Source organism: Saccharopolyspora sp. ID03-671 (assembly GCF_045278815.1).
In the GTDB taxonomy this organism is placed as follows: domain Bacteria; phylum Actinomycetota; class Actinomycetes; order Mycobacteriales; family Pseudonocardiaceae; genus Saccharopolyspora; species Saccharopolyspora ipomoeae.
The window spans coordinates 5,296,928-5,313,126 of record NZ_CP134054.1; the positions used below are offsets into that span (position 1 = coordinate 5,296,928).

Consider the following 16,199-nt stretch of genomic DNA (forward strand, 5'->3'; position numbering starts at 1 on the left):
CGCGCCCGGATGCGCGGTTTCCACGACCTCGCGCACGCGGGCCGGAAATGTCCGAAAGCTCCGGGCGGTCCGGTGCGGGGCGCGCTGGCGGGAAAACGTTCATAAATTCCCAAGATCACCCTGTGCTAGGGTTCTTTCATCCTGTCGGGCGAGCGAAGTTCGCCGCTGACGGTGGTATCGGCTTGGTCACGAGCAGTGAGTTTCGGACTCGTGTGCCGCATGCTGATACCGAGATTCCGCGCCGCATCCCGGTCGCGGAGCCCTGCTGAGTTGAGTCGCGATTCCGGCCCACGCGCGGAAGAGGCGACCGGTTCGACGGTTACGAGGCGCTGTGACGCGGAGCAGTTCGGGTAGTGAGCACAAGACGATCCGGGCCCGCCTGACGCGCGTCGGGCTGGTCCCGAGCATCATCCTGCTGGGCATCTGGCTGGCGTTCTCCGCGGTGCCGGTGTACCAGGGCGTCCACAGCCGGATGGTGGCCACCGAGGCCCGCGACGCGTCGGTCCCCTCCGCCGAGTCGTTCACCGCCATCCAGCAGGAACGCCGGCTGTCCATCGAGAAGCTGACCGGTGCCGGGGTGGATGCCGCGACGATGACGGCCAGGCGGGTTCAGACCGACCGCCGCGTCGAGGACTCCTGGGCCGGTCTGCAGGCGCTGGCCGACGCAGCCGGACCCGAGGTCGCCGCCAAGCTCCAGTCCCTCGAAGCCCAAGCCGCCCAGCTGCCCAAGATGCGGCAGCGCATCGATTCCGGCCAGGTCTCGCGCACCGAGGTCCTGGACTTCTACGACCGGATCCTCGACACCGGCTTCGACCTCTTCGAGAGCTACGCGCACGGCCTCGCCGACGGCGGCCAGGCCGGGCACGCCGGCTCCGAGCTGCTGCGCGCCGCCGACCAGATGTCGCGCGCGACCTCGCTGGGCACCGGCGCGCTGGCGGCGGGCGAGTTCACCCAGGACGAGCACCTGGAGTTCGCCCAGCTCGTCGGCGCCGCCCGCAACGTGCTGGACTCCGAGCTGCCGGTCGCCGAACCGCGGCCCGCCGAACTCGGCAGGAAGCTGGAGAACGACCCGCTCTGGGCGCAGGTCTCCGAGCTGCAGGACCAGCTCATCGAGCACCCCCCGGAGCGGCCGGGGCGGTTCGGCATCGACCAGGCGACCTGGCGGCAGTCCTCGGGCCAGGTCACCGACCAGCTCGCGACGATCGGCATCGAGCAGGTCCGCGCCAGCGCCCAGTCCGGCGTGAGCTCCGCGACCGGCGGTCTCGTCGGCGTCATCGTCGGCAGCGTCGTCGCGCTGCTGGCGATGCTGCTGGGCATCCTGCTGGCCGCCCGCAACGCCCGGGTGCTGATCAACCGGGTGCTCATCAGCCGCCTCGAGCGGCTGCGCGATGACACGCTGCTGCTGGCCACCGAGCGGCTGCCCAACGTCATGGAACGCCTGGAGCACGGCGAGGACCTCGACATCGAGGCCGAGCTGACGCCGCTGGACTACGGCACCGACGAGATCGGGCAGGTCGCCGACGCGTTCAACACCGCCCACCACACCGCCGTCGTCGCCGCGGTCAAGGAGAACCAGGCCAAGGAGGGGGCCAACAAGGTCTTCCTCGGCATCGCCCACCGCAACCAGGGCCTGGTGCACCGCCAGCTCAAGACCCTGGACAAGATGGAGCGCGGCGAGGAGCACCCGGAGCGCCTGGAGGGCCTGTTCCAGCTCGACCACCTCGCCACCCGGTCCCGGCGCAACGCCGAGAACCTGATCATCCTGGCGGGCGAGAAGCCGGGCAGGCAGTGGCGCAAACCGGTGCGCCTGATCGACGTGATCCGCTCCGCGGTCGCCGAAACCGAGCACTACTACCGGATCCGGGTGCACCCCGCCCCGGAGCTCTCGCTGGTCGGCGCGGCGGTGGGCGACGTGATCCACCTGCTGGCCGAGCTGATGGACAACGCCACCTCGTACTCGCCACCCCGCTCGCAGGTCCAGGTCCACGCCAGCGACACCCCGCGCGGCGTGCTGATCCAGATCGAGGACGAGGGGCTGGGCATGCGGCCCGCCGACCGCGACGAGGCCAACGTGCTCATGGCCACCACGCCGCGGTTCGAGGACATCACCCGCCGCGGCGACTCCCGGCTGGGGCTGTTCGTGGTGGCCCGCCTGGCCGCGCGCCGGGGCATCGAGGTCGACCTCCGCGAGGCCGAGGAGCAGGGCACGGTCGCGTTCGTGCTGCTGCCCCCGCACATCGTCGCCGAGGAAGCGGCCCAGGGGGACAAGCAGAGCATGTCGCAGCTGGCCGAGAAGGCTCGCGAGCGCGCCACCGAGCGGTCCGTGGTCCGCGAAGCCCGCACCGCGCCGGTGAGCCCGATCGAGGAGCCGGTGGCCGAGTTCGAACCGCGCTTCCCGTCGGACGACCCCGACGAGGAACGACCTCGGCTGCCGCGCCGCGACCGCCAGCAGAACCTGGCACCGCAGTTGCGCAACGAGCCGGAGGGAGGCGTCGCGCAGGACACTGCGGCGCTCCAGCCGGAGCGGACTCGTGGCACCATGTCGGCGTTCCAACGCGGAACCCTGGATGCGCGCCGGGCCGGCGGCCGCGACCGAGCTTGACCCGACGATTCGAGGAGCAGCGCAGCAATGAGCGAACAGATCGGTTCCGACGATGACCTGAACTGGTTGTTGGACGACCTGGTCAACCGGGTCGTGGGAGCGCGCGACGGCGTGGTGCTCTCCGGTGACGGGCTGCTGCTGGCACGGTCCGCGGGACTGACCCCCGGCGACGCCGATCACCTGGCGGCGATGGCGTCCGCGCTGCAGAGCCTGGCCAAGGAGACCGGAAGGCACTTCGGCGGCGGCGGTGTCCGGCAGACCGTCGTGGAGCTGGACACGGCTTTCCTGTTCGTCACCGCGGCCGGTGCCGGCGCCTGCATGGCGCTGCTCGGCGACGAGAACGCCGACGTGGGCATGATCGCCTACGAGATGAACCTGATGGTGATCCGAGTCGGCGAGTACCTGAGCTCGGCCCCGAGGGTGGATGCCGTGGCGCAGCTGCGCCAGCAGTGAAGGCATCGCCATGTCTGAAGACGGCCAGCTCTGGCTGGACGAGGAGTCCGGGCCGCTGGTGCGACCGTACGCGATGGTGCACGGTCGCACCCGCCCGGCGCGGCCCGAACTAGACGTCGCCACGCAGCTCCTGACGTCGTGGAGCGGCGCCGACCGCAGCGGGATCTCCGTGGAGCACGAGGAGATCCTGCGGTTGTGCGTGCGCCCGATGTCCATCGCCGAGGTCGCCGCGCACCTGGACACGCCCATCGTGGTGGCCAAGGTGCTGGTGTCGGACCTCATCGACCGCGGCGACCTCGTCACGGACAAGGCCTCCCGCCAGGCCCAACGCCCCAACCGCCAACTCCTGGAAGCGGTCCTGGAGGGCGTCCGCCGCCTGTAGCGGGCCCTCCCGCGCCCATCCCCGAGGGCGGGAGGTTTTCATGAAAACTGTCACCACTCCTTCCCACTCGTGTCTCGGGGGTGGGGAGGTTTTCATGAAAACTGCGCCGAACCCGAAAAGCTCTCCCGCGCCGGGAATCCGTCCGTCACGATGATGTGATGCGCTCTCTCCACCCCCAGCGGGAACCCCACGCCTCCGGACACCTCGACGTCGGCGACGGCAACCTCGTCTTCTGGGAGGAGAGCGGCAACCCGGACGGGAAACCGGCCGTGTTCCTGCACGGCGGACCCGGCGCGGGCAGCGCCCCCGCGCACCGCGGCCTGTTCGACCCCGACCGCTACCGCATCGTGCTGCTCGACCAGCGCGGATGCGGCCGCAGCACCCCCGACGCGGGCCGGCTCGGCGCCGACCTCAGCACCAACACCACCTGGCACCTGGTCGCCGACATCGAGCGGATCCGCGAACACCTCGGCATCGAGTCCTGGCTGGTCTGCGGCGGTTCGTGGGGCAGCACGCTGGCCCTGGCCTACGCCGAGACGCACCCGGAGCGGGTCAGCGAGCTCGTGCTGCGCGGCGTGTTCACCTGCCGCCGCAGCGAGCTGGACTGGATGTACGGCGGGGGAGCGGCGAACCTCTTCCCGGAGCGCTGGGCCGAACTCCTCGCCCCGGTCCCGGATTCCGAGCGCGACGACGTCCTGCGCAGCTACCACCGGATGCTGCACGACCCGGACGAGGAGGTCCGCGAGCGCGCCGCGGTCGCCTGGAGCCGCTGGGAGGCGAGCCTGATCGGCCTGCTGCCCCGCCCGGAGCTGGTCGAGGACTTCGGCGACCCCGCGTTCGCCGCGGCCTTCGCCCGCATCGAGACCCACTACTTCGTGCACGGCGCCTGGCTCGACGAGGGGCAGCTGATCGCCCACGCCCACCGCCTGCACGACATCCCGGGCACGATCGTCCAGGGCCGCTACGACGTCATCACCCCGCCCGTCACGGCCCTCGACCTCGCCGAAGCCTGGCCCCAGGCCGACCTCCGCATCATCCCCGACGCAGGCCACGCCTACGACGAACCCGGAATCCTCAACGCCCTCGTCGAAGCCACCGACCACTACGCCCGCTGATCCGGAAATCGGCCCGGCGGGCGCCGACCGCAACGGAAAATCGGGTGCGGGTGGGGAAGTGGCTGGTCATACTCGGCGCATGTCCAGTCGGCTGGCGGTGGTGGTCATCGATGCGCAGGACACCGAGAAGGTGGCGGCGTTCTGGTGCGCGGTGCTCGGGTGGAGCGTCGTGGACCGGGATGAGGACGGCATCGCCATCGGCCCGCCCAACCGGAACTGGCCGCGCATCGACGTCTACGAGGTCCCGGAGACCAAGACCCTCAAGAACCGCCTGCACTTCGACCTCAGAGCGGAAGACCGCACCACGGCGGAAGAACTCCACCGCCTCGAATCCCTCGGCGCCCACCGAGTCGACGTAGGCCAATCCCCGGACGACACCTGGGTCGTCCTCGCAGACCCGGAAGGCAACGAGTTCTGCCTCCTCGACCGCGCGGTCGACGACCTCCCGGACTCCGAACGCCCCGCCAACTGACGGCGATCAGCTGTCGGTGCGTTCGTGCGGGATCCGTTCTCCTGCTGTCACCTCGAAGGGGAGGTCGTTGCCCTCGGGTGGGAGGGGGCAGGTGGCGAAGTCGGTGAAGGCGCAGGGGAGGTTGATGGCGCGGTTGAAGTCGAGGGTGACCGTGCCGTCGGCGGCGGGTTCGGCGGTGAGCAGCGAGCGGTTCGCCGGGTAGGTCGTGACGCCGCTGGTGGCGTCGGTGAACAGGATGTTGAGTCCGCTGCCGGACTTTCCGTTGAACGCCGTCAGCTCGTGCTCGACGCCGTCGCGCTCGAAGCGCACCAGACCCGGGGCCTGGTAGACGTGGTGCAGGCCGGGCGTGACCGCGCCGACCGTCGTCGGCCGGGGCTCGGGGAACCGCTCGAACGTTCCGGTGATCACCCAGTCCGGGTCGGGTTCGTAGGCCGGGACGCCTCGGAAGTCGCGGAGCGCCGGGGCTTTCGGCGAGTGCACCCGGATCAGGTAGCCCGAGCGGCGCGCCACCTCGACCTCCACGTCACCGGCCGAGACGCGGGTGCCCGGCCCGCTGTTGACCAGCTCGAAGCGCTGGACCCCGGTGATCGGCTCGCCCTCGTAGGACAGCTCCGCGCCCTGCGGGTCGACGTAGGCGGCTTCGGCGTCCTGCCACCACACGCCCGGCGCCGCCGAGTAGGTGGTGGGGGCCTCGCTCAGCCAGTCCAGGGACACCAGCGCCAGCCAGCCGTGGGGATCGGCGAGCTCGCGCTCCCGGTCGGCGTGCCAGTCCTGCCACTGCTCGATGAACGTGCTCATGGCTCCTCCATCCGTCGCACCCCCGACGATACGGAGCCGCGCACTCGCAGTCGGCCCCGTCCACAGCGTGGAATCGGCCGATCAACGGCGAAACGGCACCACTTCGACTACCGGGAGAATCGGAATGGGAATCACACGAAAAGCGGATGTCTCCTGACCAAAACCGTCAGGAGACATCCGCGAAATGTGGGCGATACTGGGATCGAACCAGTGACCTCTTCGGTGTGAACGAAGCGCTCTCCCCCTGAGCTAATCGCCCTTGTTCTGTTGTTCACCGCCGTTCCCGGCGATGAGGAGAACAATACACGATCGTTTCTAGGGTCCGAACAGGGGGGAGGCCAGCCACGTCCAGCGCAGGCCGAGCCAGCCGCCGACCGTGCCGAACATGCCCAGCAGCCACAGCGTCACCACCACGACCACACCGGTGGCGGCCATGATCGTGAGCTTGGTGGCGAGGTGCTGGCGTCCCAGCCAGCGCACCCACCGGTGGTAGTGGCGCTTGGCGAACATGTTGACCCGGTGAGCCCAGTGGAACTCGGTGGCGAGGATGCCCAGGCCCGCGAAGACCACCAGCCAACCGGGGCCCGGGTAGGGGATCATCAGGATTCCCGCGATGAGCACCACGGTGCCGAACACGCCGAGCACGATCCGGTACGTGAGGTTCAGCGTCCGGCGGCGGCGGACGTGCTCGCGGTAGCCGTGCAGGCGCTCGCGCAGCGCGTGCAGTCGCGGGTGCTTGGGTCGCTCGCGGTCGCCCGGGTCCGCACCGGCGGGTCGGGCTTCCGGTTCGGCTTGCTCGTTCAGGGCAGTCCACCTCGGGGCGTTCGTCGGGCTTCGCGCTCAGGATACGGTCGGTGGTGGGACCCGGTGGTGCACTGGGTCACATGAGCCGGTGTGTCGGTAGCGCGCCAGTGTGCCCTCACCCGGTAAACAGGGTCTTGCTGTCAAGCGGACAGACGGGTGCTGGACGCCTGACGCCGTGACTGAATTGTGACTGGGATCATTGTCCGGTTCGCCGGAAGCCGGGACTTTGGACCCTGAGGCGGGCCTTCGATCCTGGTCACACTGTGAGCCGACTCTCGACCGTGCGTTCGGTGCCGTGCGTGCGCTGTAACCAACGCGGTCAGGACCATTAGCCCGAAACGGTGACATCTCGTGGTGGACGTCTCATCCGAGCCCTTTTCGGGAAAATGCGAAGGCCTTCGGTCCCTTATTCTTGAGGCACGTCAGGCGAACCCGACGAAGCGTGAACACGGTGGTCAACCGGTACGCGGAGGCAGGATTCACCGGGCGTGAGCGACCGATCTGCAGACCGGGCTCGGACACAGTCGACCTAGTCACGGAAAGTGACGAAGAGTGGTTACTGGGCGAGGCGGGTCCCTTGGGCCGGCCGCTCTGATCGGGAAGAGTTCGCGGCGGTTCGAGACCTCCGGCGTGGACGGCGGCCCGACCGATCGGAAGAGGATCGGTCGGATCCGGCGACCACCCCGACCCCGGGGCGATTGAACACGGAGTGCGCTCGCTTGGTCGCCCAGCGAATTCGGGCATGGCCCGACCGGGTGATCTATGCGGGAGTCGCGACTAAATCTGCCCGATGAGGCGTCACAACTGTGTTGCTCGGTCGATATACGGACCGGGAGGGAGCAGGAAGGGGAGGACAATGCGTAATGACCACGTGACACTCCGTTCTACGGCCGTGTTCGATCTGCTGGCTCCGCAAGCACCCGCAGTGCCGGTCCAGGTCGAGCTGCGCTACGACACCCAGGACCCCTACGCCGTGGTGGCCGCGTTCCGCACCGGCCGCGCCGGATGGGTCGAATGGGTCTTCGCCCGCGATCTGCTGGCCGACGGCCTGATCGCGCACGCCGGCGAGGGCGACGTGACGATCCGCCCGGCGGTCGACGACCCGGAGGTCGTCGCCATCGAGCTGAGCTCGCCGTCCGGCCACGCCGTCTTCGAGGCCTCCGCGCAGGAGCTCGCCGACTTCCTGGACCGCACCTACGACGTGGTGGTCCCGGGCAACGAGAACCTGTGGGTCGACGTCGATGACGCGCTCACCCGCCTGCTGCCCTTCGACATGGGCTGATCAGGCCTGATCCGCTCTGCCCGGCCGCGGCCAGGCGGAGTGGGGACCCCCCTTTGATCCCGATCTTGGGCGTGGTCTAGAGTTCACTGTGCAACGCGGCGGACGGGCCCGGGGACACCGGGCCACGAGGTCGCAGCAGGCGGATGTAGCGCAGCTGGTAGCGCATCACCTTGCCAAGGTGAGGGTCGCGGGTTCGAGTCCCGTCATCCGCTCTGGTTCTCTGGCGTTCCAGCCGGCTTTGGTGTGGATGCGGAGTCCGGCGGAGTGGCCGAGTGGCTTAGGCAAGGGCCTGCAAAGCCCTGTACGCGGGTTCGATTCCCGCCTCCGCCTCGCGCGATTAGCTCAGTGGGAGAGCGCTACCTTGACACGGTAGAGGTCACTGGTTCAATCCCAGTATCGCGCACCAATTCTTAATGCAGGTCAGCGGCCTTGCTCCTCCATGGGGCGGGGCCGTTTTAGCTTGCGAATGGCGATGAAATGGCGATTAGGTCTTCATCGGTGGCCAGACTGGCTCGAAGCCGCGGGATCCACAGCAGGAGTTGCGCCCGTTCAGCGACCGACAGCGAGGCGACGGATTTCACCCAACGCGTCTCCAACGACTGAAGTAGGTCTTCGGTCATCGCCGGAGTGACGTGGTCGTAGACCCGGGCAATGCCTTTCATCTTCTGCCCAAGTCGGGCTCGGCGAGCGACCTCGGGCACCCCGTCCTCGGTCATCCACGTGTTGTGGCTGTGTCGGCCTTCGTGGAAGCTGAAATCGGACAAGATCGCCGGGGCGTGCCTACTGTGACGGGGCTCGTCTGGCCGCACTCCGTCCCAAGCGGGACGCCAACAGCGTTGCCGGAAGTTCGACCGGCGAAGTGGTGCTCGGTCCGGGGTGCAGAACACCCAGGGGCTGTCGCGCGAGTGCATCAGCGTTTCGTACGCCGTGGCGATACCAGGTGGCAGCGGTACCCACCGGGTCCCGGCCGGGCTCTTCGTTCGTCCCCTCTTCGCCGCCCTTCCCCGTCGCTTCGGACGCTGGGAAGCCGATGCTGGGATTCCTTCGAGCTCGCCTCCAGGACCCACTCGGCGGCCCCCTTTGAACAGGTGCCCACCGATCTCCTTGAGCGGTTCCTGGATGCAGATTGCTCGGTTTTCCCGGTCGTACTCATGACGTTGCTGTCCGACCAGCTCGCTCCAGCGTGCCCCGGTGTAGAGGTCCATGAGGCAGAGGACAACTCCCGACAGCCCAGCGGTGTGGTGCAGGCGCATGGCGGCTCGGAGAGCTTGGACTGGGTTCGCGACCAGCCGGTCTGACTCATAGGCGCCTGAGGTGACTCGGATACCTGAGCACGGGTTGGCGGGCATGCAACGAGCTCTGACGGCTGCGTTCAGCATCGTGGAAAACGTCGCGAAAACCGACGCCACGGTCGATTCCGCGTAGTCTTCGTGCAGCTCCGACACCCACTTCTCGATCTCCACGTAGTTGTTGAAGATCCCGATCAGCGGCCACGCGGACCACTGCGGTAGGAGCTGCGAATCCAGGTGGGACTTGTACTTGGCGAGAGTGCTGGGCTCCAGCCGTGGCGCCAAAGCATCAAGGAGCTCGCGTGCGAACGTGCCGAACGGCGTCTCGCCATCACGAGGGTCGATCCACATGTGTCTGCGGATCAGTGCTTCCTGCTCGTTGCCCCAGTTCTCGGCTGCTCTCTCGGAGGGGAACCCGGACTTGCTGCCCAATGTTCCGTCAGGGCGCTTGTACCGGGCGCGCCATCCTCCACTGTCGTCTCGTTGGCCGTAGGCCATGACCACTTCCTTCCTTGCTCTTTTCCTTTGTGTGGCCGCCCGGGCAAGATCTGTCGGGGCGGACATTTGTGTGGGGCTGTGCCCGGGTCAGGCCGCCCGAAACCCCTTCCTCCCCTGAGGCGTGGGGGGTTTCCTGGCGAGCCTTACGATTTCTGCGGCGTCCTCGCGGCTGAACCGGTAATGCTTGCCGAACCTGCGGTGCGGGATTAGCCCGGCTGCTGCCTGCTCCTTCAGCGTGCGTGGTGATAGCCGCAGGAGGTCTCCGAGCTGTTCTGCGGTGAGCAATGCATCGGGGTCATGCGGCGCTTGTTCGGCCAGTGCGCGGACGGCGTCAGCTAGTTCACGAGCTGCCGAGGCGAGTTCGGTCGCTGCGGGGATCGTGTCAGCATCTGGAGTAGCAGCATCGGCGAGCGGATCGTGCGGGTTCATGTGGCAGCCCCCTCAACCCCGTCGCGAGCATCGCGGCGGGAAGCGTAACGCCGGCGGATGGGATTGAGTCGCGACTCCCGTGTCACACACCACTGCACGGCCGTCCGGCTACGCCGTCGTGTTGGAGGAAAACCCACGTTGCTGGTGCTACACAGCTTGACTTCAAGCAACGTTGGCTCCCGGATTCTTTTCGTTGGAGAGCTCGGTGCGCCCGTTCTGTTGGTGGAGTCGCCGCAGGAAGATGTCGTGATAGTCGGCCCGCAGATCGATTCCCTGGAAAGATCGGCCCAGTCGTCGGGCGGCGAGGCCGGTAGTTCCTGCTCCCGAGAAGGGGTCAAGGGCACCGCCATCTTCAGGGCAGCCGACCGAAATACAACGCTCTGGAAGGTCGATCGGAAAAGGAGCGCAATGCGCTTCAGGTAGTGGTCGCGTGGATATCGACCAGATGTCTCCGACGTTCTTCCCGCCTCCTCGCGGTTGCCAGGATGATCGGATTGTGTGCGGCTTGTTGCCTCCGCGATGGTTCTTCCGATGATCCGGACGGTTCGGTGACAATGGTTCGACTGCGTGGGCTGCGTTGAAGTAATAGTCCGGCTGCTTGACCAAGAGGAAAACCATCTCGTAGCGCGAGGAGAACCGATCTGATGACGGATCAGGGATGGCGTTGGGTTTGTGCCACACAATCGAGTTGCGAATGATCCAGCCATCTTGTTGCAAAGTTAGGGCAGTCCGCCACGGAATACCCATGAGACTTTTGTGGCGCACCACTGCGGAGGCTGCGTCGGGCGTGTTTCTGCGCGTGTTTCCTGTGCCGCTGTTGTGGTAGCTGAAACTGTCCCGGACATTGAGCCAGTAAGTTCCCCGTGGTGTGAGAAGGCGCCAGACTTCCGCACTCACCGCTCGCAGGCGATCAACGTAGTCATCGATCGTCGGCTCCAGACCATATTGTCGATCGTGCGCAAGAGCGCCGCACTTCCTGCAGTTCTTGTTCATGCTCGAATGAGGCCACGAGGATGTCTGCTTCTTGGTGGTCCGGCGTTGATGGGGTGTTGTCCCCAAGGTGTGTCGGCACTCAGGGTTACCGCCGAGCCAAACTGCGGTTCCGTAATCGCGCAATCCCCAGTGGGGTGGCGAGGTGACGACACAATCCACCGAAGAGCTGGGAAGTGATGCCATGACCTGAAGGGTGTCGCCAAGATGCAATTCGATGGTCTCGTCACGATAGTAGAGCCTGTTCACGCGACACCTCGCTGCGGAGTTTTTTTACGACTTGCGCTGGTGGGGAGGCGGAAAACCAGCACGTCAAGATGCGCCGAGATGGTTGTCGTACGGCCGTGAATGTCGGTGTTTTCCGGGAGGTTTCCCGCGCGGCTGACGATTCTCGGGCGCACCCGGTTTCCCCGAATAGTTGCGGTCAGCGCGATGCAATGGTCGGCGGGGACGAGACCGATCGCGTCCGCGGCGTCGTGGATCTTGCCGGGTAGGTCGAGCAGCTTTCCGAGGCGGCGCCAGGGGCGGCAGGTGACCACGATGTGCCCAGCGGGCCAAACCCAGTCGGCGACGGCGTCCAAGTCCTCATACAGCCCCACCAACACCCGGCTTGGGTCGCTGCGCGGGGTGTGCCGCAGTCCGGTGAGCACGAGGTCGACGGCGCCGGGCAGTTTGGCGGCGCGGGGGTCATCGACGCTGTCCAGCAGGGTCGCGGAGCCGACCGGGCCGGCTAGGCGGGCGAGGTCGAGATTGGCTTCCAGGGCGGATTCCCACCATGGCTCGGTGGGCAGGCCGATTGCGTCTCGGCCCGCCCGGAGGGCTTCGGCCAGGATCAGTCCGGGTCCCGGGTTGGGGTCGCAGACGGCGTCGCCAGGGGCGGTGTAGGTGGTGATGATCTGCCGCGCGACGTCCGAGGTGAGTGCGGTGTCGGCGCGGGTGGCTCCGACGTGCCTGTCCGCGATCTGCCGGGGTGGGGTGGTGCGGCCGGTGTCCCAGACACTGCCGGGACGCAGGCGGGTCTTAGGCATGGCGGACCTCCGGAGACGGGGGCGAGCGGCGGAAGACGCTGGCGGTGGTGTGGATGCGGCGGTGGCCGCCGAGGGCGATCTCCCTCCGGCTGCGCCGGGTAGTCGGCCGAGGGGGCGACGGGGGTTGGTGGGCCAGGATTAGCCGGTCGGTCAAGATCAATCCGGCCAGCGCCGCGGCACGCGACAACTGCCCCGAATGGCTGATTCTTGCTTGGCGCTGATTGCTACTGTGCGTGAGTACGACGACGGTGCCGGCAGGGGCGAGCAGCGGTGCCCAGTCGGCCATCGCGAACGGGTCTGCGGGTTGGTCGGACCAGCCCGCGATGATCAACGCGAAGCCGTCGGAACCCGGACCGAACGACTCGCCGAGGGACTTCTGGTCGGTCAGGTTCGCGACCGGCTCGGCGACGTCGCCGGGCCGGGGTCCGAGTCCGGACCCGGACCCCCGGGCGCCGGGCAGCCCCCCACCCGCCGCGGCGAACTCGTGATCGCTGTGAGGCCGAAAGTCCGGACCAGTGGTCGCGCCGCGGCCGAGTCGGAGGACGGACTCCACGAGCCGGTCCCGACGCGTCCGGCTCGAACCCGTCGCGGGTGCCTCGGGGGCGGCGAGCATGATCCTGTCGCCGGGCGCGGTGTAGGTGGTGCTGATCATCGAGACCGCGGCGGTGACGATCTCGTCGGCGTCCGCGGCGGGGTCGACGAGACACAGCCGCACCGTCGCCGACACCGGCGGGCCGGTGCGTTCGCGGCGTGGTTCGCGGACCGACCCGACGCAGGGGTTTGGCCCGTGGCCGTCGGGGGTGTCAGGAGGCGGTACCTCCGGCATCGGGAGGACAGACATCGCGTGCTCCGGTGATCGGTCGCGTTGGGCAAGGACACCCCTGAAGTCCGCGAAAACGGCCCCGATTCGCCACCGGCTTCCAAGATTTTTTCTGACGACTCCTCAACCGGAGCGGACACCTAGCGTCACTGGCTTCGTCGACACCACTACCCACTAGTTGATCTGGAGGAGGGCTGCGCAAGATCAACCGTCACGCCGATTGAAAGCGGGCCAGCAGAGCGCGCGGTGGGACTGTTCAAGATCGCCCCGGACGTTTCTCAAGATCCTTTTTCTTGTTCCGTTCCTCCGCCTGGGCGCAGTGACAGCAAAGGAACAGCGTCTGACTAACGCCGCAGCGCACAGGCTTGCTGCTCGCTTGGGGTGCGATCTTCAAGTTGACCAGATGATGATCTTCCTGTTCCGGAACACGAAGATCATTTTAGTTTCGTCTTAGTGCACAACCGTGCGCTGCGCTGTTCTGCGCCTGGCCCTCTCGGCGGCGTCATCAACCGCCGTTCGAGAGGAGCCGAGCAATGGCTCTCACTGCTCAGTCCGAGCACGAAGAGTGCCGGGGCAACCCGCTGGATGCCGCCCGTGACGCGTTCAGATGGCTGACCGCGGGGGATCACCCAGTGGCTGTGGATGGTCGCCTGTTCGACCACCTTCCGGGCCGGATCATCCCGGTCGACGAACTCCGGGACCTGCTGCTGGACCAGCGCTGCCCCCGCCGGGTGTGGGACCAGGTGTGGGCGCATGTGATCAGCCGCGCCCGCATCGAGGGCGGCACGTGGACGATCACCGCGGTCGGTCTGGCGCTGCCGATGCTGACCTCGCTGGCCGCCCGGCTGACCGAGCGCTACGCCGACGACCCCAGCGACATCCACGCCGAGATCCTTCGGGGGGTCCTCGACGCACTCCGGACCGTGGATCTCACTGAGGGGCGGATCACGGTCCGGCTGCGGTGGGCCGCCTACCGCGCCGGGCACCGTGCACTGCTGGACGGGATGGACGGGCCGACCCCGAAGCCGCCGGGGTTTCACTCCAGCGAACCCAAGCCCCCGTCCGGTCATCCGGACTTGGTCCTGGCTCGGGCGGTCGAGGCCGGAGTCCTGACCCGGACCGAGGCCGAACTGATCGGCGCGACCCGTCTGGAAGGCATCGAGCTGGCCGACTGGCCCCGCCGGCCAGGGCTGACCTACAAGACGCTGGCCAAGCATCGGCGCAAGGCCGAGAACCGCCTCGCCGCGTGGCTGGCCGAGTCCGACACCAACCCAGACGACGGCGACCCAACGGGCGCCGTGGCCATGACGTGGCAGTCCTCCAACGAGGTGGCCGGCGACGAGAGTCAGTCACAGAACGTAGCGAAAAAAGTTGGGGACGAGGTGGCGAATCAGCCCCCAAATTCCGGACTTCAGGGACGCGGGTGAGCCCTACCCCGCTTCGCGCTCCCGCTGCCTCGCACGCGCTGTCTGGAGGTCTCTCTGATGCGCTTCTCGTTCACCCCATGCTTGTCCCGGCGCGGTGCTCTCCGGCTGCTGATGATCGCCGGGATTGCCGCCGTCGGCCTGCTGGCGATCTCGATGCCCGCGGTCGCCGAGACCACCCACGTCGTCGCGCTGGCCCGCACGATCGACGACGTCCTCAACAACATCCGCAACTGGATCATGGGTCTGCTCGCCCTGCTGGCCACGGTCTTCTTGACTATCGGCGGGGTCCGCTACGTGCTGGCCAACGGTGACCCTGGCGAGATCGAGAAGGCCAAGCTGTCTTTCAAGTCCGCTGGGTTCGGCTACGCGCTCGCGGCGCTGGCGCCGCTGGTCGTGGAGATCCTGCGCGGAATCGTGGGGGCCTGATCCCATGTCGGCCACCGCGTATTCCACCTCAGGGGCGGGCCACCGCGTGGGCCGCGTGTGTACCGCGGTGACCGCCTTGCTGGTGCTCGTCGTGGCGGTGGCGGTGGCGGGGCTGGCTTGCACCGGTGCCGCGAGCGCCCAGCCCGCCCCGCAACCACCTGCCGCCCCGTCTGGACCCGTTCCCGCGCCTCCTCCGCCGCCGTGCCAGGGGCCGAGTTGCATTCCCCAACCCGTTCCGGTGCTACCGGCGAACCAGCCGCCCGGAAATCAATCGAACCCCAGTCAAGCTCCGGCCCAGGGGTCGTCGTGCGGGATCACCGACATTCCGGCCTGCGTGTCGGACGCGATCGAGTCGTTCTTCCGCGATTTGGTCACGCCCGGTTTGAACAGCCTGCTGGACCTGCTCGCGAAGTCGCTGTTGGTGACTCCTCCGCTGGACCAACTGCCGGTCATGGGACAGATATGGGGCAGCTCGCAGCAGATCGTCATCGCGGTCTACGCGACTCTCATCCTGGCCGCGGGCATCATCGTCATGGCCCACGAAACATTGCAGGCCCGGCATTCCATCAAGGAAATCCTTCCCCGGGTGATTGTCGGGTTCCTCGCGTCCAACCTGTCGCTATTTTTCGGCGGCAAGGTGATCGAAATCGGTAACGCGCTCTCGCGAGAAATCTTGGGAGATGGGGTGAGTCCGGAAATTGCGGGGCGTGCCATGCGTGACACCTTGATGCGTGATCTCGATGGGGGTGGGCTGTTCGTCATCTTTATCGCTCTGGCGCTGATCGTCATGCTCGTCGCGGTTTTGCTGACGTACATCGTCCGTATCACGCTGACCATCATTTTGCTCGCGGCAGCCCCGATCTTGCTTATGTGTCACGCGCTTCCGCAAACCGAAGGTATCGCGTTCTGGTGGTGGAAAGCATTCGCCGGGGTGATGGCCATTCAAGTTGGTCAATCGCTCGCCTTGGTTGCGGCGATCAAGCTCTTCTTTTGGCCCGGCGGCATCACGCTGTTCAACTAACAACAAGGGGGAAGCGCTGTGATTCAGTTTCTGGTTGCACTCGCCTTGTGCTATGTCCTCATCAAGATTCCGTTCTGGATTCTTGGATCTCTGCGCGGCGGCGGAGGCCGCTCTCTAGTCGGCAGTCTCGTCCGAGGGCTCATCGCCTACAAGACCTTCGGTCTCCTCAAGGGGATGGGCAGCGGCGGCGGAAAGACCCCTCGTTCCCGTGGCGGTCAGAAATCGGCCGACCCGCCGGACCCGTATGCCACAACGCGGGCCACCTCCAACGGCCAGTACATGCTCCCGCTGAACGTCAAAAGAACGCGGAAACCCACCCAGCGGCGACCGGCGCCGCAACCGTCCTCGCGCTCTCGCCCAGCC

The 16,199-nt window shown here is 67.3% G+C and carries 16 protein-coding genes and 4 tRNA genes; 12 read left to right on the plus strand and 8 right to left on the minus strand.

Annotated elements, in window-relative coordinates:
- The first annotated feature begins 331 nt into the window (after positions 1 to 331).
- The 5 genes from REH65_RS24580 (at position 332) to REH65_RS24600 (ending at position 5,024) form a co-directional block, all read left to right on the plus strand.
- Positions 332 to 2,602, plus strand: a complete 2,271-nt coding sequence (locus REH65_RS24580) for a nitrate- and nitrite sensing domain-containing protein (RefSeq protein ID WP_406689253.1) — start codon at positions 332 to 334, stop codon at positions 2,600 to 2,602.
- Positions 2,603 to 2,629: 27 nt separating this feature from the next.
- On the plus strand, positions 2,630 to 3,055 hold the full coding sequence (locus REH65_RS24585) for a roadblock/LC7 domain-containing protein (RefSeq protein ID WP_093412961.1): 426 nt from the start codon (positions 2,630 to 2,632) through the stop codon (positions 3,053 to 3,055).
- A gap of 10 nt (positions 3,056 to 3,065) precedes the next feature.
- Positions 3,066 to 3,437 carry a DUF742 domain-containing protein gene (locus tag REH65_RS24590; RefSeq protein ID WP_132679533.1) on the plus strand — a complete coding sequence of 124 codons (372 nt, stop codon included), beginning with the start codon at positions 3,066 to 3,068 and terminating at the stop codon, positions 3,435 to 3,437.
- A gap of 158 nt (positions 3,438 to 3,595) precedes the next feature.
- A complete protein-coding gene (pip, locus tag REH65_RS24595; protein ID WP_406689254.1) occupies positions 3,596 to 4,552 on the plus strand; it encodes a prolyl aminopeptidase in 957 nt (318 codons plus the stop codon).
- Positions 4,553 to 4,631: 79 nt separating this feature from the next.
- A complete protein-coding gene (locus REH65_RS24600; protein WP_406689255.1) occupies positions 4,632 to 5,024 on the plus strand; it encodes a VOC family protein in 393 nt (130 codons plus the stop codon).
- 6 nt (positions 5,025 to 5,030) lie between these two features.
- Here REH65_RS24600 and REH65_RS24605 read toward each other — a convergent pair whose 3' ends face one another.
- The 3 genes from REH65_RS24605 to REH65_RS24615 form a co-directional block, all read right to left on the minus strand.
- On the minus strand, positions 5,031 to 5,822 hold the full coding sequence (locus REH65_RS24605) for a DUF1684 domain-containing protein (RefSeq protein WP_406689256.1): 792 nt from the start codon (positions 5,820 to 5,822) through the stop codon (positions 5,031 to 5,033).
- A gap of 187 nt (positions 5,823 to 6,009) precedes the next feature.
- Positions 6,010 to 6,081 (minus strand) — tRNA-Val (locus REH65_RS24610).
- A gap of 56 nt (positions 6,082 to 6,137) precedes the next feature.
- Positions 6,138 to 6,626, minus strand: a complete 489-nt coding sequence (locus tag REH65_RS24615) for a TIGR02611 family protein (RefSeq protein WP_406693234.1) — start codon at positions 6,624 to 6,626, stop codon at positions 6,138 to 6,140.
- Between the two features lie 856 nt (positions 6,627 to 7,482).
- Here REH65_RS24615 and REH65_RS24620 point away from each other — a divergent pair.
- The 4 genes from REH65_RS24620 to REH65_RS24635 all read left to right on the plus strand — a co-directional run bounded on the left by REH65_RS24620 (position 7,483) and on the right by REH65_RS24635 (position 8,314).
- Positions 7,483 to 7,908 carry an SsgA family sporulation/cell division regulator gene (locus REH65_RS24620; protein ID WP_093412952.1) on the plus strand — a complete coding sequence of 142 codons (426 nt, stop codon included), beginning with the start codon at positions 7,483 to 7,485 and terminating at the stop codon, positions 7,906 to 7,908.
- Positions 7,909 to 8,047: 139 nt separating this feature from the next.
- Positions 8,048 to 8,120: transfer RNA gene (locus REH65_RS24625), tRNA-Gly, on the plus strand.
- A 46-nt stretch (positions 8,121 to 8,166) separates the two neighbouring features.
- Positions 8,167 to 8,238, plus strand: a tRNA-Cys gene (locus REH65_RS24630).
- 1 nt (position 8,239) lies between these two features.
- A tRNA-Val gene (locus REH65_RS24635) sits at positions 8,240 to 8,314 on the plus strand.
- A gap of 49 nt (positions 8,315 to 8,363) precedes the next feature.
- Here the strand turns inward: REH65_RS24635 and REH65_RS24640 are convergent.
- From REH65_RS24640 to REH65_RS24660, 5 genes are all read right to left on the minus strand, one after another.
- Positions 8,364 to 9,695 carry a tyrosine-type recombinase/integrase gene (locus REH65_RS24640; protein WP_406689257.1) on the minus strand — a complete coding sequence of 444 codons (1,332 nt, stop codon included), beginning with the start codon at positions 9,693 to 9,695 and terminating at the stop codon, positions 8,364 to 8,366.
- 87 nt (positions 9,696 to 9,782) lie between these two features.
- Positions 9,783 to 10,124: a helix-turn-helix domain-containing protein gene (locus tag REH65_RS24645; protein WP_406689258.1), complete on the minus strand. Its 342-nt coding sequence runs from the start codon at positions 10,122 to 10,124 to the stop codon at positions 9,783 to 9,785.
- 162 nt (positions 10,125 to 10,286) lie between these two features.
- Entirely contained in the window at positions 10,287 to 11,363 is a 1,077-nt protein-coding gene (locus REH65_RS24650; protein WP_406689259.1) for a DNA-methyltransferase, read from the minus strand.
- Complete coding sequence (locus REH65_RS24655) at positions 11,360 to 12,142, minus strand: DNA modification methylase (protein ID WP_406689260.1); 783 nt, start codon at positions 12,140 to 12,142, stop codon at positions 11,360 to 11,362. Before REH65_RS24655 ends, REH65_RS24650 begins: the two co-directional genes overlap by 4 nt.
- The gene (locus REH65_RS24660; protein WP_406689261.1) at positions 12,135 to 12,983 is read right to left on the minus strand and encodes a hypothetical protein; all 849 of its coding nucleotides are present in this window, start codon (positions 12,981 to 12,983) and stop codon (positions 12,135 to 12,137) included. The genes REH65_RS24655 and REH65_RS24660 overlap by 8 nt, the downstream gene beginning before the upstream one ends.
- 611 nt (positions 12,984 to 13,594) lie before the next feature.
- On the opposite strand from REH65_RS24660, the gene REH65_RS24665 reads away from it, so the two are divergent.
- The 3 genes from REH65_RS24665 to REH65_RS24675 all read left to right on the plus strand — a co-directional run bounded on the left by REH65_RS24665 (position 13,595) and on the right by REH65_RS24675 (position 15,836).
- The gene (locus REH65_RS24665; RefSeq protein WP_406689262.1) at positions 13,595 to 14,389 is read left to right on the plus strand and encodes a hypothetical protein; all 795 of its coding nucleotides are present in this window, start codon (positions 13,595 to 13,597) and stop codon (positions 14,387 to 14,389) included.
- Between the two features lie 57 nt (positions 14,390 to 14,446).
- On the plus strand, positions 14,447 to 14,815 hold the full coding sequence (locus REH65_RS24670) for a pilin (RefSeq protein WP_406689263.1): 369 nt from the start codon (positions 14,447 to 14,449) through the stop codon (positions 14,813 to 14,815).
- A 67-nt stretch (positions 14,816 to 14,882) separates the two neighbouring features.
- Positions 14,883 to 15,836 carry a hypothetical protein gene (locus REH65_RS24675; RefSeq protein ID WP_406689264.1) on the plus strand — a complete coding sequence of 318 codons (954 nt, stop codon included), beginning with the start codon at positions 14,883 to 14,885 and terminating at the stop codon, positions 15,834 to 15,836.
- The last annotated feature ends 363 nt before the right edge of the window (positions 15,837 to 16,199 follow it).

Coding starts and splice junctions, on each gene's coding strand:
- REH65_RS24670 (WP_406689263.1), top strand. CDS start 14,447: ATGCGCTTCTCGTTCACCCCATGCTTGTCCCGGCGCGGTGCTCTCCGG.
- REH65_RS24620 (WP_093412952.1), top strand. CDS start 7,483: ATGCGTAATGACCACGTGACACTCCGTTCTACGGCCGTGTTCGATCTG.
- REH65_RS24585 (WP_093412961.1), top strand. CDS start 2,630: ATGAGCGAACAGATCGGTTCCGACGATGACCTGAACTGGTTGTTGGAC.
- REH65_RS24590 (WP_132679533.1), top strand. CDS start 3,066: ATGTCTGAAGACGGCCAGCTCTGGCTGGACGAGGAGTCCGGGCCGCTG.
- REH65_RS24655 (WP_406689260.1), bottom strand. CDS start 12,142: ATGCCTAAGACCCGCCTGCGTCCCGGCAGTGTCTGGGACACCGGCCGC.
- pip (WP_406689254.1), top strand. CDS start 3,596: ATGCGCTCTCTCCACCCCCAGCGGGAACCCCACGCCTCCGGACACCTC.
- REH65_RS24600 (WP_406689255.1), top strand. CDS start 4,632: ATGTCCAGTCGGCTGGCGGTGGTGGTCATCGATGCGCAGGACACCGAG.
- REH65_RS24640 (WP_406689257.1), bottom strand. CDS start 9,695: ATGGCCTACGGCCAACGAGACGACAGTGGAGGATGGCGCGCCCGGTAC.
- REH65_RS24660 (WP_406689261.1), bottom strand. CDS start 12,983: ATGTCTGTCCTCCCGATGCCGGAGGTACCGCCTCCTGACACCCCCGAC.
- REH65_RS24645 (WP_406689258.1), bottom strand. CDS start 10,124: ATGAACCCGCACGATCCGCTCGCCGATGCTGCTACTCCAGATGCTGAC.
- REH65_RS24605 (WP_406689256.1), bottom strand. CDS start 5,822: ATGAGCACGTTCATCGAGCAGTGGCAGGACTGGCACGCCGACCGGGAG.